Source organism: Nostoc sp. ChiQUE01b, assembly GCF_034531255.1.
Taxonomy (GTDB): Bacteria; Cyanobacteriota; Cyanobacteriia; order Cyanobacteriales; family Nostocaceae; genus Nostoc.
The window spans coordinates 1-26,674 of the sequence record NZ_JAVRBM010000007.1 but is presented as its reverse complement, the minus strand read 5'-3'; the positions used below and the strand labels follow the sequence as shown (position 1 = coordinate 26,674).

Here is a 26,674-nt window from a genome sequence, read left to right as displayed (position 1 = left end):
CAACCAGTGAGTTATCAAAATATTCTAACTCCCAAAAGACGCGATTAATCGGGTCTCTACTTCCCCAAAAAATATGGGATCAAAGAAAGTTTTCCAAAATGTCAAAATGGGGACTAAACCCACGTACAATAAAAATCGCTTATCTTTAATCTAGGAGCTAATGCCATGCCAATGGCGGTTGGCGTAATTGAAACTTTAGGTTTTCCGAGTGTCTTAGCAGCAGCAGATGCAATGGTCAAAGCTGCCGCAGTTACAATTGTGTATTATGGTCAAGCGGAAAGCGCTCGCTTGTTAGTCGCCGTCCGGGGACAGGTTTCTGAAGTAAATAGAGCTGTTGAAGCCGGAATCGCAGCTGGAGAGCAAGTCAAGGTTGGTACAGTAATTACCTACTACATCGTTCCTAATCCTCCAGAAAATGTCGAAACCATATTACCAATCCATTTCACTGAAGAATCAGAACCTTTCCGTATGTTCTAAGCAATTTTGCTATTCATTATCTGTAGCGAAGCTTCGTACAATTAACTTGTAGCCCCCAGTTTATTCATACAGGAGATTAATAATGTCATTACAGGCAGTTGGAGCACTTGAAACTAAAGGTTTTCCTGCGGTGCTAGCAGCAGCAGATGCGATGGTAAAAGCTGGTCGAGTTACCCTCGTTGGTTATATCAGAGTAGGTAGCGCCCGTTTTACAGTTAATATTCGTGGCGATGTTTCTGAGGTAAAGACAGCTATGGCTGCTGGTGTTGAAGCCGCAGAAAATGTTTATGGCGGTACACTTGAATCTTGGGTGATTATTCCTCGTCCCCATGAAAACGTTGAAGCTGTTCTACCAATTGCTTATACAGAACAAGTCCAAGGTTATCGAGAATCTGTAGAAAATCCCATTGTTAGATCAAACAATCGATAGATTTAACCTCCTGCGGGGGAATTAAAACAAAAAATTCCCATAAATGAATTTAAAGAGAAGTTTTTTGTCAGGCTTCTGACTATCAAAACTTTAGAGGATTACATTCTTTCTGTTTTGAGATTTTGCATAAGTTGAATTTTTAAGCAGAGAGAAAGCAACAGTCAGAGTCAATAGTCAAAACCAATATTGACTGTTGACTATTCATTTTTAGAAATATAAAAGTTTTCAGAATAACTTAGTAATGTTAAAGGTATAGCAAGGGAATTAAAGGTTAGGACATGATGACAAGCGTGGATGTTAGGAATAGTAATGTTTTACCTCCTGCCTCCAGCAAAGCTGCCTTGTCTACGACACGCTGCGCGATCTGCCTTCTGCCTCCTGCTATATAGTTATGACTGAAGCTAGTTTAAAAAAGATAAATTTGCCTATCAATCTCTACTATCCAAAATAGCGTAGGCGTAGCCCGTCGTAGACTTGCCACATAAGATACTGAGACTAATTCCACGTTATACAGGACTCATATTTGATTTTTGCGAAGCTAGGTACACCTTTATTCCTTCTTCCCAGTCCCCAGTCCCCAGTCCCCAGTCCCCAGTCCCCAGTCCCCAGTCCCCAGTCCCTACGAGTAATTCACCGAATCAAATCGGATTGCTATAGCTAAATATTATCCTACGTAAAGGTTTGTACAGAGTTGAAACTTATACTGGTGGAATAACGTCCAGCTTTGAGTTAAATTAGATTCGTTCCTCGGAATCTGTTACAAAATGTCAGATTTACCCGATCCATTTCGTGCAAAGTGTATCCTCACCACTTTAAGCAGATTTCTGTTCTCAACTAAAAAACATAACTTTACACAAAGTTTAAATTAGCACAATTCCCCAAATGCCTGATATACATTGATTTTGGACATTTTTAACTGAAAGCAAAACGTCAATGTAGAAAATTCTGCATAATTTTAATGAATTCAGACGTAATAAAAGTAGAATCACTGAGCTATTTTCATGAAATTCATGAAATTCATGAAATCTGGGGCAGCTACCAGTTAAACAATTAGGTAGGACGAATGGGGGTTGTGATGCAAACTTCAAAATTGAGTTTCGAGGAATGCAATCTCACTATGACAAGGGATGTGGAAAAACTGGCTCTAGATTGGCAAAAGCGCTTGGCTGTGGAATGTCCAGACCAAAATGAAGCCGCAAGGCAAAGCATTATTCTCTGGCTGTTGGGATCTGACTCAAAACGGTTCGATCTGTTTAATCCTAAAGAACTCGATATCGCCAAGCAAGCGATGGAATATCGCTGGAGGATTTTACGTCAACGCTACTTGGGGCTGGGACGAGAACGTGCTTATCGCAACTTGATAACCCGATTGGGAAGTTTAGTAACATTACGGAATAAGATTCAGACTTGGGTTTCCCTCAGCCGCGATCGCCAGCGTAGTGTAATGGATGTATTACAAGAAGTACTCCAAGAATTACTCCAAAGCGACAGTCAGATGCAACAACAAATGGTTGATATTGCCAAATATACAATCGATAGACGATTGGGGGATGCTCTGTTATTTGCCAGTGTAGAAGAATATTGTCTGCGACCAGTACGGAATCAACCCCTATTAGCTTACCGATTTGTGAATTATTTGCGTCGCACTCAGCGCGGTGGTTTAACCCAAGTACCGGGCCGTGATTTGATTCGACTAGTGTCAGAAGAAGTTCTCACAGACGACAGTGACAATCGAGTTAACTTAGTCGATAGTCAGGCGATCGCAGAATATCAAGAAGCACAACAACTAGAGGAACAACAGGGGCTGCGCCAGTCAGTACAAAAAGAATTCGAAAATTATTTACAAGAAAATCTGGGAACAGAAGCAGTGGAATGGCTACGGCTGTATTTGCAAGGTAAGTCCCAGGAAGAGATCGCCAAAAAACTGAATAAGCAGACTAAAGAAGTTTACCGTCTGCGAGAAAAAATTAGTTACCATGCTGTACGTGTTTTTGCCCTCAAAGGTAATCCAGAACTCGTAGACAACTGGCTGTCAATTTCCTTGCAAGAACATAACTTGGGATTAACGCAAAACCAATGGCAGCAACTTGATGAAAAATTGACTCCTTTAGGGCGGCAGATCCTAAATTTGCGGAGAGCGGGTAATTCAATAGAAGCCATCGCTGAACAGTTAAAACTCAAAACCCATCAAGTGCTAGGCGAATGGACGAAAGTCTATCTTGCAGCCCAAGCTTTAAGAACCCAGGAGTAGCCTGTAGTGGAAAATAAAGCATGGGGGAGTGGGGAGCAGAGGAAAATAATTAATACCCAATGCCCAATCCCCAATACCCAATCCCCAATCCCCAATCCTCAGTATTATCCCCAGTCTATAATCTAAAATTCATCTTCTACTTACATTTATTTAAGTATATATAATTGAAATTTTAACAATCTAACAGAGTATCTTTATTAAGCACCTATTGAATTAGAGGCAAAATATAAGTAAACACCAATGAATCAAATCTATGTTGTCTTCAAAGGACGAACTAAATGATACCGCAGCAAATGGACAGCAAATGCTAACTGCCGCTCAAACTAGGTGGGAGGAAGGAGACGATCGCGAACAAATATTCCACCTGATCGATCATCTTTTGTCCTTTGAAGCTTGCCTCTACCACCAAATTTTGCCCTTTGGATTAGAAGACAAAAACCTCTTGCTAGGCATGGTTCATCCACAAGAGAGCGAAGCCCTAGATTACGTTGGTCGCATTTTGTCTTCTATCAATTGCACAATGATGATTGAGGCGATCGCAGCCGATGCCCACCGCAGAATACTATCAGCCTACCTCAACCATAAGAATATATCCCAACTAGATACTAAACAACTGTATCAGCCAACAGTGGACTTTCCCCCAACAAATAGCCCAGCTACGATTACTGAAACACCTAGTTCTTCCCTAGATGCCGATTCGGAATCAAATCGACAACCAATATTGATGGAATTTCAGACACAAAAGCGTCAAAATTCTGGACAGGAGGTAGACTTGCCTCCGATCCCAGAGCCAGACCAATCATCTCAAACTACGACGTTCTTGACCCCTATTTCTAGAACTCAGCATGAAGAGAACTCTGAAGTTGCACAATCAAATAATTTACCTATTTTGCCCACACAATCTCCCGATCTACTGAGTTCGATTGAGTTGCTAACGACACTACCACCCAAGAAATTGTTAAAAGAATTACTGGGGCAAATCTTGGCTGGGGGAATTGGTCGGCTGTACTTAGAAAGACAAGCTTACGATGGCAGAATACTGTGGAGTGACAATGGAGTTTTACAGTCTGTATTAGACAAACTGCCGCTCTCAGTTTTCCAAGGAGTACTGAATGAATTAAAGCGGTTTGCTTCCCTGCCTATAATCACGGTTGCAGAACCAAAACAGGTAGAAAAGGAATATGTATATCAAAAAAATCGCTTATTATTACGCTTGCGAGTCATGCCAGGAATCTACGGCGAAGAGGCAACCCTCCAAGTGTTGCGGGGAGCAGCATTAAAATTCTATCAACAACAGCAGTTAACACGTCTAGGGCGCGATGCTTTAGGAATTTCTCAGCAACTAAGCATCAAGTTACATGAACTACAAGAACGACTTTTACTGAATCCCAGCCTTGATTCTCAGCAATTAGAGGCAATAGTAGCCCTAAATCAATTAGTGAAAAATTTAGACCAACAGATCAAAATACTGGCACTAGATAGCAATCTACCAACAAAGAGTAAATCATCCGTCAGTAAGTGAAAACGCTGATTTCGTTCGCATACATAATTGTTATGTTGTAATGGAATCCTAGACTAATAAAGCTTAGAGATTTATCTCTAAATAAATACAAATTTTGCGATCGTACTCTGAGTAAGATTACGGTTTAAATAAACTTATAGTAGCAAAGTTAGTTTCCCGCTCTTGAATCCTATTGTTGCAAATATTTCATGCTAACTGAGGTTTTTAGTGAACTTTTCCCCTTAATGAGTACAGCCAATCCACAGACATTGGAATGGCTACTCAACGTTGCAATTGAACATGAATACCCATCTGGGCGAGCCGTTGTGATGGAAGATGCCTGGGGTAACGCCGTTTACTTCGTGGTTTCTGGTTGGGTCAAAGTCCGGCGTACCGTCGGAGAAGATTCAGTCGCTCTGGCAATTTTTGGTCGTGGCGATTTTTTTGGAGAAATGGCAATTTTGGATGAATCTCCACGCTCAACTGATGTCATTGCCCTTTCACCGGTGAAGTTGCTTAGTATCTCCAGAGAGCGGTTTATTCAAATATTGTTTAAAGACCCACAGTTACATCACCGAATGTTGCAACTGATGGTGCGGCGATTGCGGCAAATTAACCTGCGCTTACAAATGCGGTCTTCACCACCAGCTGTCAAACTCGCCTATACCCTAGTGACTTTGGGTGAAAGCTATGGTCAGGAATCAGACTTAGGAAGAGAAATTTTTAACATTCCCTTTAAAGATTTAGCAGAGGTCACAGAAATTGGTGTTGAAGAAACCACTAAAATCATGGAAAAGCTGCATGAAAAAGGGTGGATCAAAATTGATAGCGCCAACAACATCACTTATCTTGTGAACTTCAAACAGTTGATGAACTTGGCTGGCAAAGTGTGATTGCTTTATTTATTCAGCAATACAAATTTTGGTGTTACAGCGCTTTTCAAGTAGTTGAACTACACTACTCCCCACTTCCCGTCTCAGTCGTAGTCTAAATACCTGTAAAGAGAATGTTCAGCAATCCCTAGAGAATACGATTGATTTGCGATCGCTTTCCCTTGAGCCACCCAAAGATAATGCTCAAGAATGTTTACGGCTGATGGGTATGGCGTTGAAAAACCTAGCCAGCGCCATGAATAACGCCCAAGTACTCCAAGCCGCAGCGATAATTCTGGGGAGTGAACCGACACCACAGGCGATTGCTTACCGAGCGGAACAGTTACAACTATTATTCCAAGCGGCTAGTGACCCTACGCTAGTGAAAGTGATCAAAAGGCTGCCGACGAAGTTTTCGCAGTGGGGTGTTGTGTATGGTGTGCTGGCTGAGTGGCATAAGTCTCAGTAGAGGGCAAAGTGTTGCTATTTCCTTATCAAGGAAACAGTTACAAAGGAAAAATGAGTTAAAAAACTTTCTACAGTAAATTTTTTAAGCATAATTACTTAGATTTTATTTAATGCGGGCTAAAAGCATTATCAATTAAAGGTAAGAAAAGTAGGAAAAGTAGGAAAAGTAGGATGTTTTGTCTGAACTCTTGATTATGCTGTTAATAAGCTGTAAATTGAATGCTTACTCATCTGTCTTGTAAATTAGGGTTTAGTAAAAAAGACCGAGATATAAACGTCCGGCAAATTGGGTTTGTCTCCAGTCTGTTGAGTCGAAATCATGTTATAGCTATTGTAGCTGCAATTAGTCCTTATAGAGATGTCCACAATGAAGTGAGACAGATGAATCAGACCTTTGTTTAAGTTTATGTTCAACATTTTTAAAAGCTTGTGAAAAACTGGATATAAAAGGTCTTTACGCATTAGCAATAACCGGGGAAATCAAAGGTTTTACAGGTATTAATATTCCTTGCAAATAACCTTTAAATCCAGAAAATATCTGTAATACTCAATATGAAACTATTGAGTATTACAAAAGTAATTTAGACACTAAAACAATACGGCTATATTCCAAATATATTCTAGTCAAAATTCAACAGTCATAAAAGCGAATAAGCTAATACTGCAATTAACACTATGTAAGTAGATAATTAATCGATTTCCAATATTATTAAAATATGTAAATGCAAAACAGATGACTACAGATAATTTAATTATTATATCGAGTTAAAAATTTTGAATAAACTCCAAAATTTGCCTGAACATTTACTGAAAACTGACACATCTACTCTTAAAAGACATTGGCTTTTTAGTCACCTGTTGCAAGCTGCGCGAGATCCCTTGAGTTTCTTTAACTACGCTAGGGAATATGGTGCTGATATCATTCCTTCACGCGTGGGTTGGACACGAGTATTGCTGCTCAATCACCCGAACTACATTGAAGAGGTTTTCTCTCAGCAAAATAGGATGTTTATGAGGAAAGGTCATTTCTTGCGTAATAACTCCAAGTTACTACTAGGTAATGGTTTATTTCTCAGTGAAGGAAAATTCTATCAACATCAACGCAAATTGGCTCAACCTGCTTTTCATAAACAGATGATTACTTCTTATGGAGAAGTGATGGTTGAGGAAACCAACCGCGTCATCGCTACTTGGCAAGATGGACAAAAGCGCGATGTTTATCAAGAGTTTGTCGGCATAACCATGTCGATAATAGCCAAAACCATGTTGGGTACTGAGTTAGCTCCTGTGGCTGCAAACATTGTAACCACTGTCCTAGATGCAACCATGAATCGTTTTGTAAACCGCATGAATGCTCTGTTTTTGGTGCCCAACTGGTTCCCGACTCCTGGTCATCTGCGTTTTCGCAGAGCAGTTAAACAATTAGATCAAGTTGTTTATGACATTATTAATCAACGTTGTACTAATGAAAAAAGCCAAGGAAACTTCCTTGACCTGCTAATATACGCTCAACAAAAAGAAGGCGGCCAAATAACATTACAACAATTGCGGGATGAGGTGATCAATATTTTTCTTGCAGGTCACGAAAGCACAGCGATCGCACTGACTTGGACATCCTACCTTCTTTCGCAGCACCCATCAGTGGAGGCAAAATTAATCGAAGAATTACAAACGGTTTTGAGGGGAAGAACCCCCACTGTTGCAGACTTACCTCAATTGCGCTATACCGAAGCAATTGCTCTAGAAGCTTTACGTCTCTATCCCCCAGTTTGGTTGATGGAACGCGTTGCTTTAGAGGATACTGAAATTAGTGGATACTCAGTGGCAAAAGGTACTAGAGTTTTTGCAGTTCCGTGGTCTGCACACCGCAACCCTGAGTTTTTTCCTGAGCCGGAAAAATTCAATCCTAGCCGCTGGGAGGATGGTTTAGCAAAAAGGATACCCCTGGGAGCCTATTTCCCTTTTAGTTTGGGAGAGCGAAGCTGTATTGGTAAAGATTTCGGCATGATGGAAATTGTTCTTCTGATTGCGACCATCTTCCAGAATTTCCAGTTAAAACTAGTACCAGGGCATCCTGTTGAGATTTTCCCATCATTAACATTACGTCCCAAACACGGGATGAAAATGTTGTTAACCAAGCGTTAGATGTTGTCAGAATCCAAAGTCCTCAAACAAAGCTCCAAAATAAAATTATACATACATAAAACATCAATGCAACTATTACTTCATCCCCTGAGTACAAATTTCAGCACTTGTTCTTTTCTCAAAAGAATGCAGGTTTATAAAACCCCTGTTTCTCAAATCAAATCATTAGGAGTTTATCTTCCTGAACGCATCGTTGATAATGAAGAACTAGCTGCGATGATTGATGGGCCTAATGCGCTTAAGAAGAATTTACCTAAACTAATAGAGCGACTTACTGGTATCAAAACTCGGCATTATGCCAAAGAAGGGACATCCCCATCTGAACTAGCAATAGAAGCAGCTTGGCGAGCTCTAGAGATAGCCAACTTAAGCGTCAATGATATTGATACCCTCATATTTGCGGCTACGGATACGGATATCCTAGAACCCGCTACAGCCAACATTGTGCAAGCCAAGATGGGAATTTCTAGAATTAACGCTTTTGATGTTAAGAACGCTTGTAATAGCGTTCTGCAAGCTCTGAATGTTGCCAATAGTCTGATTGCTACTGGTGCAGCACACCGAGTTTTAATTGTTAGTGGCGAAGTTGGGAGTTATACCGTTAATCATAAAATTTCCAGTAAGGAAGAACTCCGCACCAAGCTTGGCGGGTTAACTTTGGGGGACGCTGGGGCTGCAATTGTTGTTGAGCCATCAGATGGGAATTTGGGATTTTTGGACTTAAATCTCATGAGTATGGGTGAATATTGGCACTTATGTCACGTTCCCGAACAGATAGATTGGCGTCATCGTTCCGAAGGATTGTCCCATCCCCGATTCTATCTGGATATGCCTGAATTAGCTAAATTGGTACGCAACTACGCCATTCCCTATTTCAAGGAATATAACCGCTATCGCCAGGAAAAATTTCAAGAAGCCTCTTGTTACGAATATTTAGCTTTAGTGATAGGGCACCAAATTTCTAAACGTTTTATTGAGGAAGTCTGTCAGGCTGCGAAAATTACTAGGTCAATTATTACAGCCGAATATTTTGGAAATACAGCTAGCACTGCAATTCCTTTAGCTTTACACAAAGCTATTGAGCAGGGATTGTTAACCTGGGGAGCAGGACAGGAAGTCATGCTTTTTGGGGCTGCTAGCGGCTACAGCATTGGACACTTGCGGGTGCGTATTTAAGGAGAGACTATTTGGAAACCAAGATACACAAACTGTTTATTGAATCAGATAAGTCTAATAACTTACTCATAATAATAATTGCTTTGTGTCTTTGGGTTTGGTACATTTCTATATCAGCCCTAGTTATAGGTATTTGAACAGATGTTATTAAAAGTATTAATAGTTATAAGTGTTGTGAGATTCCTAAAAGTAAATTTGTGTGTTTTATGAGAAACTTGGAAAAACTATGAATATAAAAACAATCAAAGAAAAGACTCCTAAGTCCTTGCGATCGCTAGCAGGTTTCTCCTTTGTTAACTGGATTAAATTGCTTATCAGTAATCGGGGGGTTGATCCAAACTACATTTTTGTAGCTATTATGACTTCCTTGTTTAGCTTTTTATTTATTCCAATTAGACTTTATGAAAAACTGTTTTACCAAAAACAACTCGAACAATTAACTATTGAATATCCTCCAATTTTTATAGTTGGTCATTGGCGAAGTGGTACAACTTATTTGCATAACATAATAATTCAAGATAAAAATTTAGGATATGTTTCCATCGCCCAAGTATCTGCTCCCGGGATGTTTTTAAGTTTAGGCAATAAAAAAATATGGAAAATTACTGTAGATATATTGATGCCTCAAACAAGACCAATGGATAATATCCATTTTTCAAGTGATTTACCCCAAGAAGAAGAATTTGCTATGGGGAATTTATCGCCTTATTCTTTCTATCATGGTTTCTCTTTTCCCAAAAATATTAAAGAATATTTTAAAAAATATATACTTTTTGATGGATTATCTGAAGAAATAAAATCCAAATGGAAAAATGTATATCTAAATATTTTAAAAAAAGCAACTTTTGAATTTAATGGCAAAAGGCTGGTTTTAAAAAATCCTCCAAATACGGGAAGAATCGAGATTTTGTTACAAATGTTTCCCGACGCCAAATTTATTCATATTTACAGAAATCCTTACATAGTATATTCGTCAACAAAGCACTTATATAAAAAATTGTTACCAACGTTGACTTTCCAAAATTTAAACGAAGAAGAAACAGAGGCGGTGATTATAGAATTTTATCACCAGATGATGCAAAAATTTTTTAATGATAAAAACTTGATTCCTCCAAACAATTTTATTGAAATTAAGTATGAAGATTTTGTAGATAATGAAATAATAGAACTTAAAAGGATATACGAGTATTTTAATTTACCAGGATTTGATGAATATGAAGAGAATTTTAAAAAATATATTGAATCGCAAAAGCATTATATAAAAAATCAATATTCCTTGAATGAAGAAACAATAAATAATGTATATAATGCCTGGAAATTTACTATTGATAAATGGCAATATAGTCCTCCAAAGTAGTGGTAAGTATTATTAGTTTAAAAAAAAATAGCTGTGAGGCAAGATAAAAAGCTGAATCAATTTGCTACACGTTGCGCGAATTTAAGCAATGCAAATAACTTAAATTAATGTTTATTATATTACGCATAATATGAGAAAATACTTTGAGGTTCACTAGTTTCTCCATTTATACAAAACTTTGGCAGAATCACATTGCTATTAAGTTAGTTAGTTTTTTCTCCTAACTTCAAAGACAGGAGAATTAGGGCGAAAATATGGCAGCAGACCAAGAAAGGCAATTACTTGAAAAATCCTCATATAGGTGGCAAATAATATTGGCACTTTCTCTCGCATTAGCCATAGGGATAGCGTCTGTATATATTCTTTTGCAATTTCGGTCTAATAGTCAGACTATATCGCCAAAACCTTATAATACAGTTCGCCCTAGAGTTGCGATTACTGCCTTAGGCCGTCTAGAACCTCAAGGTGAAGTGACTGTGTTATCTGCCCCCAGTTCGCTCTCAGGTAACCGAGTAGAAAAACTGCTGGTCAAAGAAGGAAGCAGAGTTCGGGCAGGGCAAATAGTAGCATTCCTCCAAGATTATGCTAAAGCGACAGCGGCACTACAACAGGCACAAGACAAAGTTAAAGTTGCTAGAGCTAGACTAGCGCAGGTCAAAGCCAAAGCAAAATCGGCAGACATTGAGGCTCAAAAAGCGGTAGTGACCCGTTTAGAAACTCAACTAAAAGGAGAAGTTACCACTCAACAAGCAACAATTGCCCGCTTGCAAGCTCAATTAAACAACGCTCAAACCGAAAACAATCGTTATCAGCAGTTATATAGAGAAGGTGCTATTTCAGCTTCTATTGCAGATAGCAAGCATTTAGAACTCCAGACAGTGCAACAGCAACTCACAGAAGCTAAAGAAAACCTAAACAAGAGTATGAATACTCTTAACGACCAGATAAAAGAGGCAAAAGCCAGGTTGGTAAGTCTTAGCGAAGTACGTGATGTAGATGTTCAGGTGGCACAAGCCGAACTCGAAAGTGCCATGACTGCAATTACACAAGCAAAAGTAGAACGAGATTTAACTTATGTTACATCTCCTATAAATGGAACAATTTTAAAAATTCATACCAAAACAGGAGAAACGATTGGCAATTCAGGAATTGTTGATATAGGTGAAACATCTCACATGTATGTAGTAGCGGAAGTTTATCAAACTGATATCAAAAAAGTTCGTGTAGGTCAAAAAGCCAGCATCACCAGTACTACATTTCCTGGAAAATTGCGGGGAGTAGTTAGCGAGATTGGTTTACAAGTAAGCAAACAGAGTGTTTTAAGTCTTAATCCAGGAGTAGACACAGACCGGAGAGTAATTGAGGTGAAAATCCGCATAGATAATCCAAAGGACAATCAACAGGTTGCAAGTTTAACCAATTTACAGGTAGATGTAGCCATTCAAATATAATTGCTATCCTCAGGTTAGTTAAAACAATTACAACCTGGAATTATGAATTTTAAAATTCCTTTAGCTTGGCTACAACTAGCCCAAAACAAAGTTCGTTTTTTAGCAGCTGTGGCTGGAATTACTTTTATTGTAATTTTGATGTTTACACAACTTGGTTTCCAAGATGCTCTTTATTCAAGTGCTATCCGGGTACATCATAGTCTCCAAGGAGATTTATTTTTAGTTAGTTCTCAATATAAATCTTTGACTTCAAATCAAAGCTTTTCTCGTACTCGTTTATATCAAGCTTTAGGATTTAATGGTGTAAAGTCAATCAGTCCTATGTATTTGGGCTTTTCCAAATTTAAAAATCCAGTAATCGGTGAAAAATACTCCATATATCTGATTGGTATTGAACCAGGAAAGGTAGCTATAAATTTACCAGAAGTTGAGAATAATTTAGATAAAATTAAAATTCCTGATGTAGTACTATTCGACCAAAATTCTCGACCAGAATTCGGCCCAGTTGCTGAAAAATTTAAATCAGAAAATACTGAGCAAATAGTCGAAATATTTGCTTTTAACGCAGTTAAAGGTTATCGAGTTAAAATCGGTGGTTTATTTAGCTTAGGCCCTTCTTTTGGAGTAGATGGTAATTTAATTGTCAGTGACTCAACTTTCCTCAGAATATTTCAAAATAACCGAACTTCAGAAATGATAGATGTAGGTGTGATAATTCTTGATTCTGGTGCCGAACCACAAAAAATTTTGACCAATCTACGAAACAATTTAGCTAATGATGTCTTAATATTTACCAAACAAGAGTTTCAAAACTTTGAGAAAAAATATTGGGCTACAAGAACACCTATTGGTTTTATGTTTAACCTCATGCTCACAATGTGTTTTGTTATTGGTATAGTCATTGTGTATCAAATTCTTTATAGTAATATTTCGACTCAAATAACTGCTTATGCTACTTTAAAAGCTATAGGTTATTCAAATAATTATTTATTAAATGTAATATTTAAACAAGCTCTGATTTTAGCATTTTTTGGTTATATACCTGGATTTGCTATTTCTCTAGGTATATACAATTTTGCTAGAGGTGCTACTAAATTACCAATAATAATGAGTTTTAATAATATATTAATTATACTAATCGCAACAATTTCAATGTGTGTATTTTCTGGCTTTATAGCTATCAGAAAACTCCGTTCCGCAGATCCAGCAGATATTTTTTAGTATATCAATTCAGTAAAAAATATAAATTTTGAATTACAGCAACCGCCAGGTTGGTTTGCGTCAGCAGTACACACTGTTTAACCAAGGCTGTGGCATACTTAGTAAGGATACGAGTATTATATTTGAGCATTTACGGTTCTACCTGAAAACTAGATTTTCAAAATGGGGTTTTTCAATCCAAGAATCTGTGCCATCCCCCTTACTTTTGATTTGGTCTTACTAGTGCGGATTTTTGGTGCGATCGCAGGCTACTAAACATGGCTGAAATACCAAAAATCCGTGTAGTAATTATCTACTAAAATAAGTACTATAACTTTAGTTATAGAAAAGAAATAAAGTGTAATCTTTATTTGAGAGCAAGCGGATTTATCCGTGGGGTCTTAACTACGAATTACTGTCTTCTCTACGAGACGCTCCGCGATCGCAGCGGGGCGTAGCCCATTAACAATTACCTCAGCAAACAAGATGACTGAAGCAACAGCAACTCGTCCCAACACCTACGTCGAGGAAACTGGGCCAACGATTCATTACCTGGTGGCAATGTCCCAACCAGAAACCCATCTGTTTGAGGTTACTTTACACCTTGTCGATTATTCCTCACCGATTCTCGATTTAAAATTGCCCGTTTGGACACCAGGTTCCTATTTAGTCCGGGAATACGCGAAGAATTTACAGGATTTTGAGGCTTTTGCAGAGAATAAGCCTTTAACTTGGGAGAAGATCGGTAAAAATCACTGGCAGGTAGACAAAATAGGTATTTCAGAATTAACTGTACGTTACCGCATTTTTGCCAATGAGCTATCGGTACGAACAAATCACTTAGATAGCACCCACGGTTATTTTAACGGTGCGGCACTATTTTTTAGAATACCGGGCTGGGATAAGCAACCCATTCGCGTCACCATCGTACCACCACAGCCGGAATGGCAGGTAACTACTGCCTTACCACCCGTTGGTGAAGAAACGAATACTTTCTTAGCTAGCGATTTTGATACTCTAGTGGATACTCCCTTTGAGATTGGTAGCCACCAATTGTATAAATTTGAGGTATTAGGAAAACCCCATGAATTGGCAATCTGGGGGCAAGGTAATTACCAAGCCCAGCAGCTGATTGCTGATATCCAAAAAATTATTCAGGTAGAAGCGCAGATGTTCGGCGGTTTGCCATATCAAAGATATGTGTTTCTGCTACATTTATTTAGCCAAGCTTTTGGTGGTTTGGAGCATAAAGACTCTTGCTCCTTGATTTACCAGCGTTTTGGATTTCGCGCTCAGGATAAGTACGATCGCTTTATGCAATTAGTTGCACACGAATTCTTTCACTTGTGGAATGTCAAGCGAATTCGCCCAAAAGCATTAGAGGTTTTTGATTACGACCAAGAAAACTATACACCATCATTGTGGTTTTGTGAGGGCACTACTAGTTACTATGACTTGTTAATTCCTTTGCGGGCAGGAATTTTTGATATTCAGTCGTATTTGAATAATTTGGGTAAGGAAATTACCAGATATGAAATGACACCAGGGCGCAAGGTACAACCCGTTTCCGAGTCGAGTTTTGATGCTTGGATAAAACTCTATCGCCCGGATGCCAATAGCGGTAATTCCCAAATTTCTTACTATTTAAAAGGAGAAATGGTATCGTTGCTGCTGGATTTGCTGATTCGCTCTACTCACAACAATCAGCGCTCCCTCGATGACGTGATGCTGAAAATGTGGCAGCAATTTGGGCAAGCTGAAATTGGCTATACCCCAGAACAGTTGCAGGAAGTTATCGAATCTGTTGCCGGAATCGATTTGACTGATTTCTTTAAACGCTACATTGATAGTACTGATGATTTGCCTTTCAATCAGTATTTAGAACCCTTTGGCTTGCAGTTGGTAGCCGAGCAGCAAGAAGAACCTTACCTGGGTGTGAGAATAAATACAGAGAATGGGCGGGAGATCGTTAAGTTTGTGGAGACTGGTTCACCTGCACAAGTAGGGGGAATTGATGCAGGCGATGAGTTGTTAGCAATTGATGGGATTAAGGTAACGGCAGGTGGCTTAAGCGATCGCCTAAAAGATTACCAACCAAACTATACAATCGAAGTTACAGTTTTTCACCACGACGAACTCCGTACTTATTTCATCACCCTTGCATCACCACATCCAACTAAATATCAAGTAAAGTCTATTGAGCATCCTAACTCCAAACAGCAGCAAAACTTTGCTGGATGGCTTGGGGCTGCGATCGCAACTGTTTGATCGAGGGAGTGGGGAGTAGGGAGTAGGGAGTAGGGAGTAGGGGGACAAGGGAGAATTATTGAACAAGTTTCTTTCTTCTCTCCCCCATCTCCCTTGTCTTCCTTGTCTCTTTCCATTCCCCATTCCCCATTCCCCAGTCCCCACTCCCCACTTCTAAGCCGTTCTCACCGCCCCAGAGTAAATCAAACCCCGTTGCAGATCCAGCGTTATAATCGCCCCATCTCGAATCACCTGTGTTGCCTGCTTCACGCCCACAATCACTGGTACACCGAGACGCAAGCCAATTACTGCTGCGTGACTTGTGAGACTTTCTTCTTCAGTAATAATCCCGGCAGATTTCCGAATTGCCTCCACAAAATCGGCACTAGTGCGGGGTGCAACCAATATGTCTCCAGGATTAAAGTTACTCACATCCATGCCAGTACTAGCTACCCGTGCGCGACCACTCACTGAACCTTGTCCCAGTCCAATTCCGTGACCTAGTACTGCTGTTACCACCTCTACCTTAATCAAATCTGTGGAGCCGGAAATTCCCTGGAGTGTGCCAGCAGTCATCACGACTAAATCTCCTTGGGACAGTAACTGAAGTTCTTGAGCCACGTTAATCGCAGCTTGAAATGTCTGACCAGTGGAAGGTAATCCTAGCACCAACAGGGGTTTTACTCCCCACACCATTTGTAGCTGCCGCGCCACATTTACATGGGGCGTCACTGCCAAAATCGGTGTCTGGGGACGGAACTTAGAGACATTGCGAGCTGTTGCCCCTGTTTGGGTTAGGGTCATGATTGCAGATGCACCTAATTGTTCGGCAATTTGACCTACAGCTTGACTAATCGCATTGGGAATGGAGCGCCGGGAATCTTTCAAAGAACGTAAGTTTAGGTGTTGGGCTTGTTCCTGCTCCATCCGCTCGGCAATCCGCGCCATCGTCGCCACTGCTTCTACAGGGAAGCTACCCACGGCGGTTTCATTGGAGAGCATCACCGCGTCCGTGCCATCTAAAATCGCGTTTGCCACATCCGATACTTCCGCGCGAGTAGGACGGGGATTGCTCACCATGCTATCTAACATTTGAGTAGCGGTGATGATGGGAATCCCCAAGCGATTTGCTGTCGCAATTAGTCGCTTTTGCAGTACCGGAACATCTTCTGCTGGTAATTCCACCCCTAAGTCACCTCTGGCAACCATCACGCCATCACACAAAGCCAGAACCGCTTCCATTTGTTCGATGGCCTCGTGCTTTTCAATTTTGGCAACCACTGGCACTTGCTTGCCTGTACTAGAAATTAGTTCTTTAATTTCGATCATGTCCTGGGGATTGCGGACAAAGGAAAGTGCCACCCAATCGACACCCTGATCTAGACCAAACATTAGATCCTCTCGGTCTTTGTCGGTCATTGCCTTAATTGACAGGTAAACGCCGGGAAAGTTTACACCTTTGTTGTTAGAAAGTTTACCAGGCACGGTGACGCGACAATGCAAATCACCTTTGTCCCGGTTAATTTCCTCCACCAGCATTTCTACTCGTCCATCATCAAGGAGGATTTTTGCCCCAACTGGGACTTCTTCGGCTAAATAATCGTAGGTGACACAGCTAATTTCCTGAGTACCTACTACCGGACGATTTGTCAAGGTAAAGCGATCGCCTTTTGCCAAAACTATACATCCGTTGTCAAACTTTCCCAAGCGAATTTTTGGGCCCTGCAAGTCTTGGAGAATAGCCACTGGCTGATTTAGTTCAAAAGCAGTTTGCCGAATTAAGCGAATACTACGTTGATGGTCGGCATGAGTTCCGTGGGAGAAGTTTAGCCGCAGCGTCGTGGCTCCCGCTTCAATAATCGCCTTGAGCATTTCAGGACTGCTAGTAGCGGGGCCAATAGTAGCGACAATTTTTGTCCGGCGCAGAGAATCTCTTAATTGCATAGGGGCTGAAGTTAGGGAGCTATCTGGGAAGTCATCGTAACTTAAGTGGCATCTCCTTTTCAGTCACTGCTATATCAATAAAATATAAGCAGTTAGAGAGGGTTTATGGGAGAGTGGGGGCTGTGGGATAGAGTAGATATAGTACATCAATCTTGTATCCATCTTCCCCATCAAGGAGTTTATTCCATCAACTTCTTGCCGATTGTCATACCCTACTTATCAGTAAAGACTAGGCTTCGTCTGGAATCATAGCGTTATTCATCTGCTGAATATGCAAAACTGTGGATAAATCTTGCTATACAAAACTTTGTAAAACTTTATTATTCACTAATATTTATCGTATATTCGTAATGTCTGCTTAAGAAGGAGTCAATCTTAAAGATGATCGCATCGGAGGCACAAAAGCCACTGACAATCCCACCCAAGGAATTTTTAGCGCCTCCTGGTGATTTCAATCCGACGCTGCTGTTGTTTTCTGTAGCTGTAACCATGCTGGTGTTATCCAACTTTGGTTACTGGCTTTGGGAATGGCCGCACTGGCTATGCTTTTGCGTTAACACAATTGCTTTGCATTGTGCTGGAACAGTAATTCATGATGCCTGTCACCAATCTGCCCATCGCAATCGGCTGATGAATGCGATGTTAGGGCATGGCAGTGCATTGATGCTAGCTTTTGCTTTTCCAGTATTTACGCGGGTGCATTTACAGCATCATGGTCATGTCAATCATCCTCAAGACGACCCAGATCATTATGTCTCTACGGGTGGGCCGCTGTGGTTGATTGCAGTGCGGTTTTTATACCACGAAGTATTTTTCTTTCAACGGCGACTGTGGCGTAAATATGAGCTACTAGAATGGTTTATTAGCCGCTTAATTATCGGTGTAATTGTTTATATCTCAGTCCAATACCACTTTTTGGGTTACATTCTCAATTTTTGGTTTATACCGGCTTTTGTGGTGGGGATAGCACTAGGCTTATTTTTCGACTATTTGCCCCATCGTCCTTTTGCCGAACGCGATCGCTGGAAAAATGCTCGCGTTTATCCTAACCAAGTTCTCAATATCTTGATTATGGGACAGAATTACCACTTAATTCATCATTTGTGGCCTTCGATTCCTTGGTATAATTACCAGCCTAGCTATTATCTGATGAAACCACTGTTAGATGAAAAAGGATGTTATCAAACTTCAGGATTGTTGCAGAAAAAGGACTTTTTTGAGTTTGTTTATGACATCTTTTTAGGAATTCGGTTTCATCATCATAAAGAATAGAGTTATTACATAAAGCGATGCCTACGGTGGGCTGCGCCAATGCGTCAAAAATCTCTGATTTCAACAACCACACCCGGAGCGATCGTTGTTAGAACATTGCGAACACTGGGTATCAATGGAAGTAAATCAGCCAAACGATTACTAGACGCTACCAGAACAACGACCGCAACTCCAGCCTGTTGCAAGTTTTGCTGATATCGTAAGTTTTGGTCTGTTGTCAGGAGAACCGTGAAACTCTCCTGCACCATCAATTGCAATAAGCGGTCAGCATTTCCTTTGCTAATTCTAGAGTGGCGATCGCTTGCTCACGGCTGACACTGGGAAAGTGATCTAAAAACTCATCCAGTGAGTCACCCGCTTCTAGGTAATCGAGCAAGGTTTTTATCGGCACACGAGTACCAATAAAAACAGGGGTTCCTGCCAATATATCGGGGTCGCTATGAACAACACGTGATGTGGATGTCATATAGTTAGCTTGTCTGCGACAGACTACCTTCCGATCCTAGCTCTGGTTGTCTCGGAAATCTCAGCATATATGCCATTGTCTCCTTGCAGAGTGCGATCGCTAACTGATAAAACTGCATCATGACCAACACTAGTCTGTTGGCGAATACTTTAACATAGAAGCAAATACGACATCTTGTTATGGAAGCTTGAAATGGATGCTTTAGTCCAAGAACTAGACACAAAACTACGCCAATGGCAACCTGACATTGCTCAACAAGTGCGGCAATGCCTTGTAGAGATTATTGAACTGGCAGACCAGGATGCTCTAGATATTCTTCGTTCGAGAGTGGTTGAACAAGAAGTATTGGATTTGATTGATGAACCTGAAACCTAGTGAAGTCTGGCTGGTCGATTTAGGACTTGCAGCCAAGACGCGTCCTGTGGTCGTTGTGTCTCGCTATGATCCCACTCCACCCCGTGCTTTAGTTCTCTATGTACCAGTAACTACGCAAAATCGGGGTAGCGCATACGAAGTTGAACTGCCTGCATTGCGTTTTTTACGACAAGGCTCTGTTGCTAATGTTCAAGGTCTAGGTTCAATTCCTGCTGCAAGACTGGAGCGTAAACTGGGCGAACTGCCAGATAAAACATTACTCAAAATTAAACAAGCTTTGATGTTTGCTCTGGATTTAGAAATTGAGGAACAGCAGGAGGATTCAAGAGATGTGGATAACACTTTATAGTAGGCTACCAATTACTCAACAAGAAAACGGAGTATAGATACATCTATAACTCCGTTCACGAACAATTACATAGGTTTAAGGGTTTTACCCTTCTGCCTCTTCTAGCTCAAAACAATAGAGTTATTGCATAAAGCGATGCCTACGGCGGGCTACGCCAACGCCTCCAAAGCGATAGCGATGCCCAATGCCCCATTCCCAATGCCCATAATTGAAAATCCTGCCAAACGATGTGAAGGGTTCAAACTCAGGGATGATGAGTAATTAGCAATTAAATTGACAAAATCACACTATAAAGAGTGATATTAAGCGATAGATAGCGCTTGTAAGGGACTAACGGGCATGATTAAATCTTGGATGGTGATTGGGGGTGTGGCTTTCTTGGTTGCTTTAGCCGCGAACGTGATTACGCCTAGCGATCGCCAATGGTTCAAGCGTTTACAACGACCGAGATGGCTAACTTTTGAGGGTGCAATTCCGATTATTTGGACTGTAATATTTATTTGCGGTGCTTGGTCAGCTTATATTGTCTGGGAAAAAGACCCAGGAAGCACCTCAACTTGGTTAATCATGGGTTTATATCTGCTATTAGAAATTGTTACCATTGCCTATACGCCTGTAATGTTTAAGCTTCGCAGTCTGAAAGTGGGTACAATTCTTGGTGGCACAGGTTTGATTATTGATGTTTTATTGATACTTGCAGTCTTAGGGTTTTCTGGTTGGGCAGCACTATTACTAGTTCCTTATTTGCTTTGGAGTCCCATTGGTACTTATACCACTTGGCAGATGATGAGTCTCAATCCTCAAGATGCCTAGTACCGCAGGCGGAAGTCAAAAGCTAAAAGTGAGCCAGCGCGGTCTTGGGGGTTTCCCCCATGAGCGACTGGCGAACTCCGAAGGAGTCAAAAGTCAAAAGTATTATGGAATTGCTTTCTCTATTTGGATTTTGTAAATCCATCGGTGACAATTCTTTTCAGATTGGTCTAAGATTCGCACCAGGGAATGATTAAACATAGAGCCTAAATTGTCAAACTTGCAGTGTATGACTTGACAAAATACACAAAACTTGAGTGCATTATGATTCCATCTTGGATAATAATTGGGGCTGTAACTTTCTTCATCGCCCTTGGGAGTTTCTTGATTACGCCGCGTGATGTTAAATGGTTTGCACAATTAAGTCGCCCTCGCTGGCTAGTTTTTGAGCCGCTGATTCCGGTCATTTGGACTGTGATTTTTATCAGTGGTGCAGCTTCAGCTAATATTGTCTGGCAAAAAAACCCCGTCAGCCTAATTACTTGGCTATTAATGGCTTTGTATCTCGTGGTAGAAATTATCACCGTTGCCTACATACCTCTAATGTTGAGATTTCGCAGTCTCAAAACCGGGGAAATTCTTGGGCTAATCGGTTTGATTTTAGCCGTTGTTTTGGCAATCTGCGTTTTACCAATTTCTTTAATGGCGGCGCTGTTACTTCTTCCCTATCTAGTTTGGACTCCAATTGGTACTTATACCACCGAGGAGTTAAGAGAGTTAAATCCTCAAGATGCATAACGCATCTATGGAAGACGCCCATAACGTGCGGTGACAGGATTGGCTGGATTAGATTGATTATTCAGCCAAGCCCACATCTGGTCGCCAACAGAAAAATGCCACCACTCTCTAGGATTGCGTTGAAAGCCGGCTTTTAACATTACATCTCGCAATAGCTGACGGTGAACATGATACTTTTGCGTTTGTGAGCGATCGCTATTGGCATAATAATCAGGATGCGATCGCTCTGACATTTCATCAATTGGCGAACCCATATTTACTATTTGCCCTGCATCATCTACTAGCGTTACATCTACCGCCCCACCAGTACTATGAGGAGGGGGAGTTTTTTCATCCAAACTTGGTGCAGCCCAAATTGCATAAACCGCTTCCCAAATCTCTTGGCGTTGGTTTGGGGATAACTCCACTTCAGTCAGTCCCCTATCCTGCACTGCTTTGGCGAAGCTGTAATCTACCATAAACTGTTGGACTGCGATCGGGCGATAAGCATCAAAGATTTGGATGTGCCAGTTAGGATGCAGGAGATTAAGATAATTTTGCGCTTGGAGCAAGTTTTCAATAACGCTTTGACGGAGATAATAAGGAGAGCGATCGCCATAAGGCGCACCTAATTTTTCATAAGGATGGGGAGATTCCACCGCAAACAATTCTAAAGGAATCGCTACTAGCGGTTCACCACACTCAAAAATTGGGATTTGATGATAAGGTCTCATCTAGTCAGCCACGCAGGACTTACGGATTTTAACGCAAGCATAGCATTGTGTGTAACGATTCTCTTCTTCCTCTGTGTCCTTTGCGCTTCTGCGTGCAATACCAATTTTTCTCAACCCTGAACAGTAAACCAAAAACTTTTTTTCTAAAAGGCGATGCCTACAGCGGGCTACGCCTACGCTAATAATCAGCTATTTATACAAAGTAATATAGCGTTTCTGATTTGGATGCAATACACTCAGACCTCACTTCCATTCCTCTCTCCTAACGGGACTTAAACATTTTTGAGGCACAAACAACCCTCAAACCCATACAGGGCAAGAAAAATACACCAAATGCTCAAAAATGCTTGAAACCCAGATATATCAAGAAACTAGACAAAACGATGTCAAAGTCTCTCTGTATATAAATTTGAGGCTTTTTTCTGGCTACTTTTTGTCTAAGTCCCATTAACGGTTCTTTTTCTCCAAATGCTCAATCAAAACCAAATACCCTTATTAGACGCCTTAAAAGCCAATGCAGCACGTATCCACGCTCCTTTTTATACCCCAGGACACAAACTAGGTGAGGGAATTTCTCAACCCTTGGCTGATTTACTTGGTAAAGCTGTCTTTCGCGCTGATTTAACCGAATTAGCAGATTTAGATAATCTCTTTGCACCCCAAGGCGTTATTCAAGAAGCACAACAACTAGCAGCAGCAGCTTTTGGCGCTTCGCAAACATGGTTCCTTGTCAATGGTTCTACCTGTGGGATTGAAGCGGCAATTCTCGCTACCTGTGGCATGGGTGACAAAATTATTCTGCCTCGCAATGTACATTCTTCTGCGATCGCTGCCTTAATTCTTTCCGGCGCTTATCCAATTTTTCTTAATCCTGAATACGATCCAGTTTTAGATATTGCCCACAGCATCACCCCCAATACCCTACAATCTGCACTCCAAAAACATCCCGACGCCAAAGCAGTGTTGACAGTTTACCCCACATATTACGGTGTTTGTGGAGATTTGAGTGCGATCGCCAACATCACACATCAATATAATATCCCTCTACTCGTAGACGAGGCCCACGGCGCACACTTTGCCTTTCATCCCGAATTACCCACTCCAGCTTTAGCCGCAGGTGCAGATTTAACTGTACAATCTATCCATAAGGTACTCGGTGCGATGACACAGGCATCGATGTTGCACGTTCAAGGTAACAGGATAGATGGCGATCGCATCAGTAAAGCTTTGCAACTCTTACAATCTACCAGTCCTAGTTATTTACTTTTAGCTTCTTTAGATGCAGCGCGTCAGCAAATGGCACTCCACGGAAAAATGCTGATGTCTCGCACTTTGCAACTTGCCCAAGAAGCTAGAACCAGAATCAGTCAAATTCCTGGATTATCAGTTTTGGAAATGCCTCGGTTGGCGGAATCTCCCGGCTTTGTAGCTTTAGACAAAACGCGACTAACTGTCACAGTTTCTGGTTTAGGTTTAACCGGATTTGAAGCAGATGAAATTCTCGATGAGAAATTAGGTGTTACTGCTGAATTCGCTTCACTACAACATCTCACCTTTATCATTAGTTTGGGCAACACCCCAGCCGATATTGAACAATTAGTGCAAGGTTTCAACACCCTCGCCAAAGAATATCGCCGAGGCAACTTGACTCTTAAAAACCAGGTTTGGCAAAATTTAGACAGAACACTGGATTATGCTTTACAACTTTCTCCCCGTGAAGCTTTTTTTGCTGTCAGTGAAATACTACCTTTGATACAAACCAATAAACGGATCTGTGCTGAAATCGTCTGTCCCTATCCCCCAGGAATTCCTGTGTTAATGCCGGGAGAAGTCATCACCGAATCCGTCCTTGAATACCTACAACAAATCCAGGCTATAGGGGGATTTATTAGCGGTTGCAATGATATTAGCCTCAAAAGTTTGAAGGTTGTGAAATAACGTTATATTATAACTCCTGATTTTCATAAAAGTTTAATTTATGAAGTCAATAGTAAATGTGCGGTTTTTCGGATGATTTGGGGAAAAATATACAGTAGTTATACTAGTGTGAAACTTCAATAAAAATACCTGGTAAACTTGTACAATCTTTAATTTATACCCATAGGATCGTCTTGATGATTCCTAAACTAGAAGATGAAATCAAAAACATATTATACAGGGTTAGTAGCAGCTCCGATTGTAGTCACTCTAGCGGTGGGTTTCTCAGCAAGAGCGAATGCAGTTGAGTTTGGCGCTGCCTCTGATTACAATGTATTTGTTTTGGGAGATATCTCTCAAAAATATACAGATATTGAAGGAAAAGTTGCTGCTGGCGGTAACATAAATTTCGTCGGCGGACTTGGAAGCAGACTTGCTGACAATAGCGGCAACGTAGTAGTCGCTGGACAGAATTTAACTCTGAGCAATGGTCAAGTCTACCACGGTAATGCTGTCTATGGAGGCAGCGCCAATGTATCCAACAATGTAGGATTTCCCCAAGGAACTTTCAGCAAGGGTAATCCCATCGACTTCAACGAAGCAGGGAAAGAACTGCGAGGACTATCTGAATATTTGGCAACCTTAACTCCCACTGGTAACACAACAGTTCAACCTTGGGGTGCTATTAACCTTAGTGGCAGTGGTACTGCTTTCAATATTTTTAATCTTGCAGGCTCATCTGTCTCCAAGACAAACTATTTTGAAATTAAGGGGGACGCAAATTCAACTATCGTTGTCAATATCAGCGGTAAGGATGTCTCACTGCAAAATTTTGGGTTTAATATCATTGGCGCAGATAAACAAAAAGTAATCTACAACTTTTATGAAGCAACAAACCTAACTGCTAGTGGAATTGGCATCCAAGGTAGTATTCTTGCGCCCTTGGCTAATTTCAATTTCAATAACGGTCAAATTAACGGCAATGTAGTAGTAGCTTCTTTGACAGGAAATGGCGAGTCTCACAACTATTTATTTAATGGCGATCTGCCAGATGTCCCAATTAAGTACTACAATCCGCCTAAGCGTCCCACTCGTATTAAGGTTCCAGAGCCTGCAAATCTTTCAGGTTTAGGATTAATTACTGTAGTATTTGGTTTGTTTCGCTACAAACGCAATCAACCAACTTGTTTAGAATAATTAAAAATTTTTGGCAGCATAGCGCATAAAGCGAACTTGTTTACAGATTTTCGCTGATGCGCTATTTCCTAGCTCTCTACCTTCTACAATGAAGATAGACTTTATTGAGATTTGTATAGTTGGGGATCGGCTGTCATGGCTCCCGCCGTTTTAATTCAAAATCTGCAAAAACGTTACGGTACAGTGGTTGCCGTCCAAGATGTTTCCTTTCAGGTAGAACCAGGAGAAATTTTTGGTTTACTAGGCCCCAACGGTGCTGGGAAAACTACTACCTTGCGTGCTTTGTGTACGCTGACCACACCGGATGCTGGCAAAATCGAAGTATCTGGCATTTCTGTGTTAGATAATCCGAAAGTGGCAAGACAACGACTAGGCTACGTAGCTCAGGAAGTCGCTATAGATAAGGTGTTGACTGGAAAAGAACTGCTGCAATTGCAAGCAGCACTTTATCACCTTCCAAGCGCAGTAGCCAAACAGCGTATTGAAACGGTATTAGATTTACTCGGTTTGCAAGAATACGCCAACAAAAAGACAGGAACCTACTCAGGCGGTTTACGCAAGCGCCTAGACTTGGCTGCTGGATTGCTCCATGCACCAGATGTTTTGGTATTAGATGAGCCAACTGTGGGGCTTGACATAGAGACTCGTTTTGTGGTATGGGATTTCCTGAGAAAATTACGCGCCTCTGGGACGACAGTAGTAATTACCAGCCATTACTTAGAAGAAATTGACGCTTTAGCTGATCGCGTGGCAATTATAGATCGTGGCGTTGTAATTGCAAGTAATACACCATCACAATTAAAAGATCAAGTAGGGGGCGATCGCATCACCTTGCGCATCCGCGAATTTTCCCCGATTGAGGAAGCTGAAACAGCTAAAAACCTTTTGAAACCTTTGCCCTTTGTCCAAGAAATCATCATCAACAGTGCTCAAGGTAATTCGCTCAACTTGGTAGTGACACCTCAGAATGATGTTCTGATTAACATACAGCAAGCGCTGAATACTGCGGGCTTGCCCATATTTGGTATCGCCCAATCTCGCCCCAGCCTCGATGATGTTTATCTCGCCGCCACAGGACGCACCTTGTTAGATGCAGAACTAGCAGCCGTCGCCACCCGCGATCCCAAAGCTGAGAAAAAGCAGAATATGAGATAGGGAATGGGGAATGGGGAATGGGGCATGGGGAAGATGAGGGAGATGAGGGAGATGAGGGAGAAATAACCAATACTCAATGCCCAATACTTCGACTACGCTCAGTACAAGTGCCCAATGCCCAATGCCCAATGCCCAATGCCCAATGCCCAATGCCCAATGCCCA

At 41.1% G+C, this 26,674-nt stretch carries 24 protein-coding genes and 2 pseudogenes; 22 read left to right on the top strand and 4 right to left on the bottom strand.

The genetic code is table 11. The features are described 5' to 3' along the window. Positions 1-165 precede the first annotated feature (165 nt). From RMY63_RS06850 to RMY63_RS06795, 14 genes and pseudogenes are all read left to right on the top strand, one after another. Positions 166-477, top strand: coding sequence for a BMC domain-containing protein (locus RMY63_RS06850; protein ID WP_322727987.1), 312 nt, complete (start codon positions 166-168; stop codon positions 475-477). 82 nt (positions 478-559) lie between these two features. Beyond that, a complete protein-coding gene (locus tag RMY63_RS06845) occupies positions 560-907 on the top strand; it encodes a carbon dioxide-concentrating mechanism protein CcmK (protein ID WP_322727986.1) in 348 nt (115 codons plus the stop codon). Positions 908-1,970: 1,063 nt separating this feature from the next. Further along, the gene (locus RMY63_RS06840) at positions 1,971-3,158 is read left to right on the top strand and encodes a HetZ-related protein 2 (RefSeq protein ID WP_322727985.1); all 1,188 of its coding nucleotides are present in this window, start codon (positions 1,971-1,973) and stop codon (positions 3,156-3,158) included. 253 nt (positions 3,159-3,411) lie between these two features. Next, entirely contained in the window at positions 3,412-4,680 is a 1,269-nt protein-coding gene (locus tag RMY63_RS06835) for a pilus assembly protein PilB (RefSeq protein ID WP_322727984.1), read from the top strand. 188 nt (positions 4,681-4,868) lie between these two features. Next, positions 4,869-5,552, top strand: a complete 684-nt coding sequence (locus RMY63_RS06830; RefSeq protein WP_322727983.1) for a Crp/Fnr family transcriptional regulator — start codon at positions 4,869-4,871, stop codon at positions 5,550-5,552. 115 nt (positions 5,553-5,667) lie between these two features. Next, positions 5,668-5,904, top strand: a pseudogene (locus RMY63_RS06825) (hypothetical protein); the annotation flags it as partial. Positions 5,905-6,218: 314 nt separating this feature from the next. Next, positions 6,219-6,401: an adenylyl-sulfate kinase gene (locus RMY63_RS41705; protein ID WP_416212489.1), complete on the top strand. Its 183-nt coding sequence runs from the start codon at positions 6,219-6,221 to the stop codon at positions 6,399-6,401. A gap of 11 nt (positions 6,402-6,412) precedes the next feature. Next, positions 6,413-6,517: pseudogene (locus RMY63_RS41700) on the top strand (adenylyl-sulfate kinase); the annotation flags it as partial. A 256-nt stretch (positions 6,518-6,773) separates the two neighbouring features. Then, complete coding sequence (locus tag RMY63_RS06820) at positions 6,774-8,144, top strand: cytochrome P450 (RefSeq protein ID WP_322727981.1); 1,371 nt, start codon at positions 6,774-6,776, stop codon at positions 8,142-8,144. Positions 8,145-8,210: 66 nt separating this feature from the next. Further along, the gene (locus RMY63_RS06815) at positions 8,211-9,320 is read left to right on the top strand and encodes a ketoacyl-ACP synthase III (RefSeq protein ID WP_322727980.1); all 1,110 of its coding nucleotides are present in this window, start codon (positions 8,211-8,213) and stop codon (positions 9,318-9,320) included. 226 nt (positions 9,321-9,546) lie between these two features. Then, on the top strand, positions 9,547-10,677 hold the full coding sequence (locus RMY63_RS06810) for a sulfotransferase (RefSeq protein ID WP_322727979.1): 1,131 nt from the start codon (positions 9,547-9,549) through the stop codon (positions 10,675-10,677). Positions 10,678-10,931: 254 nt separating this feature from the next. Further along, entirely contained in the window at positions 10,932-12,128 is a 1,197-nt protein-coding gene (locus RMY63_RS06805) for an ABC exporter membrane fusion protein (protein WP_322727978.1), read from the top strand. Between the two features lie 42 nt (positions 12,129-12,170). Beyond that, entirely contained in the window at positions 12,171-13,349 is a 1,179-nt protein-coding gene (devC, locus tag RMY63_RS06800) for an ABC transporter permease DevC (protein ID WP_322727977.1), read from the top strand. Positions 13,350-13,814: 465 nt separating this feature from the next. Continuing rightward, complete coding sequence (locus RMY63_RS06795; protein WP_322727976.1) at positions 13,815-15,596, top strand: M61 family metallopeptidase; 1,782 nt, start codon at positions 13,815-13,817, stop codon at positions 15,594-15,596. A gap of 153 nt (positions 15,597-15,749) precedes the next feature. Here RMY63_RS06795 and pyk read toward each other — a convergent pair whose 3' ends face one another. Then, positions 15,750-17,519 carry a pyruvate kinase gene (pyk, locus tag RMY63_RS06790; protein ID WP_322727975.1) on the bottom strand — a complete coding sequence of 590 codons (1,770 nt, stop codon included), beginning with the start codon at positions 17,517-17,519 and terminating at the stop codon, positions 15,750-15,752. A 381-nt stretch (positions 17,520-17,900) separates the two neighbouring features. On the opposite strand from pyk, the gene crtR reads away from it, so the two are divergent. Then, positions 17,901-18,791: a beta-carotene hydroxylase gene (gene crtR, locus RMY63_RS06785; RefSeq protein ID WP_322727974.1), complete on the top strand. Its 891-nt coding sequence runs from the start codon at positions 17,901-17,903 to the stop codon at positions 18,789-18,791. Positions 18,792-18,835: 44 nt separating this feature from the next. Here the strand turns inward: crtR and RMY63_RS06780 are convergent, their stop codons facing one another. Together RMY63_RS06780 and RMY63_RS06775 are read right to left on the bottom strand one after the other, a co-directional pair. Further along, entirely contained in the window at positions 18,836-19,039 is a 204-nt protein-coding gene (locus tag RMY63_RS06780; RefSeq protein WP_322727973.1) for a hypothetical protein, read from the bottom strand. Then, positions 19,039-19,257, bottom strand: coding sequence for a DUF433 domain-containing protein (locus tag RMY63_RS06775; protein WP_322727972.1), 219 nt, complete (start codon positions 19,255-19,257; stop codon positions 19,039-19,041). The genes RMY63_RS06780 and RMY63_RS06775 overlap by 1 nt, the downstream gene beginning before the upstream one ends. Before the next feature lie 192 nt (positions 19,258-19,449). Here RMY63_RS06775 and RMY63_RS06770 point away from each other — a divergent pair, with 192 nt between their 5' ends. The 4 genes from RMY63_RS06770 (at position 19,450) to RMY63_RS06755 (ending at position 21,529) form a co-directional block, all read left to right on the top strand. Next, a complete protein-coding gene (locus RMY63_RS06770) occupies positions 19,450-19,632 on the top strand; it encodes a hypothetical protein (protein WP_322727971.1) in 183 nt (60 codons plus the stop codon). Then, complete coding sequence (locus RMY63_RS06765; protein WP_322727970.1) at positions 19,616-19,981, top strand: type II toxin-antitoxin system PemK/MazF family toxin; 366 nt, start codon at positions 19,616-19,618, stop codon at positions 19,979-19,981. The genes RMY63_RS06770 and RMY63_RS06765 overlap by 17 nt, the downstream gene beginning before the upstream one ends. Before the next feature lie 339 nt (positions 19,982-20,320). Further along, positions 20,321-20,794, top strand: coding sequence for a TspO/MBR family protein (locus RMY63_RS06760; protein WP_322701606.1), 474 nt, complete (start codon positions 20,321-20,323; stop codon positions 20,792-20,794). A 261-nt stretch (positions 20,795-21,055) separates the two neighbouring features. Beyond that, the gene (locus RMY63_RS06755) at positions 21,056-21,529 is read left to right on the top strand and encodes a TspO/MBR family protein (protein ID WP_322727969.1); all 474 of its coding nucleotides are present in this window, start codon (positions 21,056-21,058) and stop codon (positions 21,527-21,529) included. 5 nt (positions 21,530-21,534) lie between these two features. On the opposite strand, the gene RMY63_RS06750 is transcribed toward RMY63_RS06755, so the two are convergent. Beyond that, on the bottom strand, positions 21,535-22,242 hold the full coding sequence (locus RMY63_RS06750) for a M15 family metallopeptidase (RefSeq protein ID WP_322727968.1): 708 nt from the start codon (positions 22,240-22,242) through the stop codon (positions 21,535-21,537). 468 nt (positions 22,243-22,710) lie between these two features. On the opposite strand from RMY63_RS06750, the gene RMY63_RS06745 reads away from it, so the two are divergent. From RMY63_RS06745 to RMY63_RS06735, 3 genes are all read left to right on the top strand, one after another. Then, on the top strand, positions 22,711-24,180 hold the full coding sequence (locus RMY63_RS06745) for an aminotransferase class I/II-fold pyridoxal phosphate-dependent enzyme (protein ID WP_322727967.1): 1,470 nt from the start codon (positions 22,711-22,713) through the stop codon (positions 24,178-24,180). Positions 24,181-24,375: 195 nt separating this feature from the next. Then, positions 24,376-25,356, top strand: coding sequence for a choice-of-anchor A family protein (locus tag RMY63_RS06740; protein ID WP_322727966.1), 981 nt, complete (start codon positions 24,376-24,378; stop codon positions 25,354-25,356). A gap of 135 nt (positions 25,357-25,491) precedes the next feature. Further along, positions 25,492-26,511 (top strand): ABC transporter ATP-binding protein, encoded by a 1,020-nt coding sequence (locus RMY63_RS06735; RefSeq protein WP_322727965.1) that lies wholly within the window; start codon positions 25,492-25,494, stop codon positions 26,509-26,511. Positions 26,512-26,674: the final 163 nt, after the last annotated feature.

Excerpts from the sequence above, each read along its gene's own strand:
- RMY63_RS06850 (WP_322727987.1), top strand. The coding sequence starts at position 166 with ATGCCAATGGCGGTTGGCGTAATTGAAACTTTAGGTTTTCCGAGTGTC.
- RMY63_RS06845 (WP_322727986.1), top strand. The coding sequence starts at position 560 with ATGTCATTACAGGCAGTTGGAGCACTTGAAACTAAAGGTTTTCCTGCG.
- RMY63_RS06840 (WP_322727985.1), top strand. The coding sequence starts at position 1,971 with ATGGGGGTTGTGATGCAAACTTCAAAATTGAGTTTCGAGGAATGCAAT.
- RMY63_RS06835 (WP_322727984.1), top strand. The coding sequence starts at position 3,412 with ATGTTGTCTTCAAAGGACGAACTAAATGATACCGCAGCAAATGGACAG.
- RMY63_RS06830 (WP_322727983.1), top strand. The coding sequence starts at position 4,869 with ATGCTAACTGAGGTTTTTAGTGAACTTTTCCCCTTAATGAGTACAGCC.
- RMY63_RS41705 (WP_416212489.1), top strand. The coding sequence starts at position 6,219 with ATGCTTACTCATCTGTCTTGTAAATTAGGGTTTAGTAAAAAAGACCGA.
- RMY63_RS06815 (WP_322727980.1), top strand. The coding sequence starts at position 8,211 with ATGCAACTATTACTTCATCCCCTGAGTACAAATTTCAGCACTTGTTCT.
- RMY63_RS06810 (WP_322727979.1), top strand. The coding sequence starts at position 9,547 with ATGAATATAAAAACAATCAAAGAAAAGACTCCTAAGTCCTTGCGATCG.
- RMY63_RS06805 (WP_322727978.1), top strand. The coding sequence starts at position 10,932 with ATGGCAGCAGACCAAGAAAGGCAATTACTTGAAAAATCCTCATATAGG.
- devC (WP_322727977.1), top strand. The coding sequence starts at position 12,171 with ATGAATTTTAAAATTCCTTTAGCTTGGCTACAACTAGCCCAAAACAAA.
- RMY63_RS06795 (WP_322727976.1), top strand. The coding sequence starts at position 13,815 with ATGACTGAAGCAACAGCAACTCGTCCCAACACCTACGTCGAGGAAACT.
- pyk (WP_322727975.1), bottom strand. The coding sequence starts at position 17,519 with ATGCAATTAAGAGATTCTCTGCGCCGGACAAAAATTGTCGCTACTATT.
- crtR (WP_322727974.1), top strand. The coding sequence starts at position 17,901 with ATGATCGCATCGGAGGCACAAAAGCCACTGACAATCCCACCCAAGGAA.
- RMY63_RS06780 (WP_322727973.1), bottom strand. The coding sequence starts at position 19,039 with ATGGTGCAGGAGAGTTTCACGGTTCTCCTGACAACAGACCAAAACTTA.
- RMY63_RS06775 (WP_322727972.1), bottom strand. The coding sequence starts at position 19,257 with ATGACATCCACATCACGTGTTGTTCATAGCGACCCCGATATATTGGCA.
- RMY63_RS06770 (WP_322727971.1), top strand. The coding sequence starts at position 19,450 with ATGGATGCTTTAGTCCAAGAACTAGACACAAAACTACGCCAATGGCAA.
- RMY63_RS06765 (WP_322727970.1), top strand. The coding sequence starts at position 19,616 with ATGAACCTGAAACCTAGTGAAGTCTGGCTGGTCGATTTAGGACTTGCA.
- RMY63_RS06760 (WP_322701606.1), top strand. The coding sequence starts at position 20,321 with ATGATTAAATCTTGGATGGTGATTGGGGGTGTGGCTTTCTTGGTTGCT.
- RMY63_RS06755 (WP_322727969.1), top strand. The coding sequence starts at position 21,056 with ATGATTCCATCTTGGATAATAATTGGGGCTGTAACTTTCTTCATCGCC.
- RMY63_RS06750 (WP_322727968.1), bottom strand. The coding sequence starts at position 22,242 with ATGAGACCTTATCATCAAATCCCAATTTTTGAGTGTGGTGAACCGCTA.
- RMY63_RS06745 (WP_322727967.1), top strand. The coding sequence starts at position 22,711 with ATGCTCAATCAAAACCAAATACCCTTATTAGACGCCTTAAAAGCCAAT.
- RMY63_RS06740 (WP_322727966.1), top strand. The coding sequence starts at position 24,376 with ATGAAATCAAAAACATATTATACAGGGTTAGTAGCAGCTCCGATTGTA.
- RMY63_RS06735 (WP_322727965.1), top strand. The coding sequence starts at position 25,492 with ATGGCTCCCGCCGTTTTAATTCAAAATCTGCAAAAACGTTACGGTACA.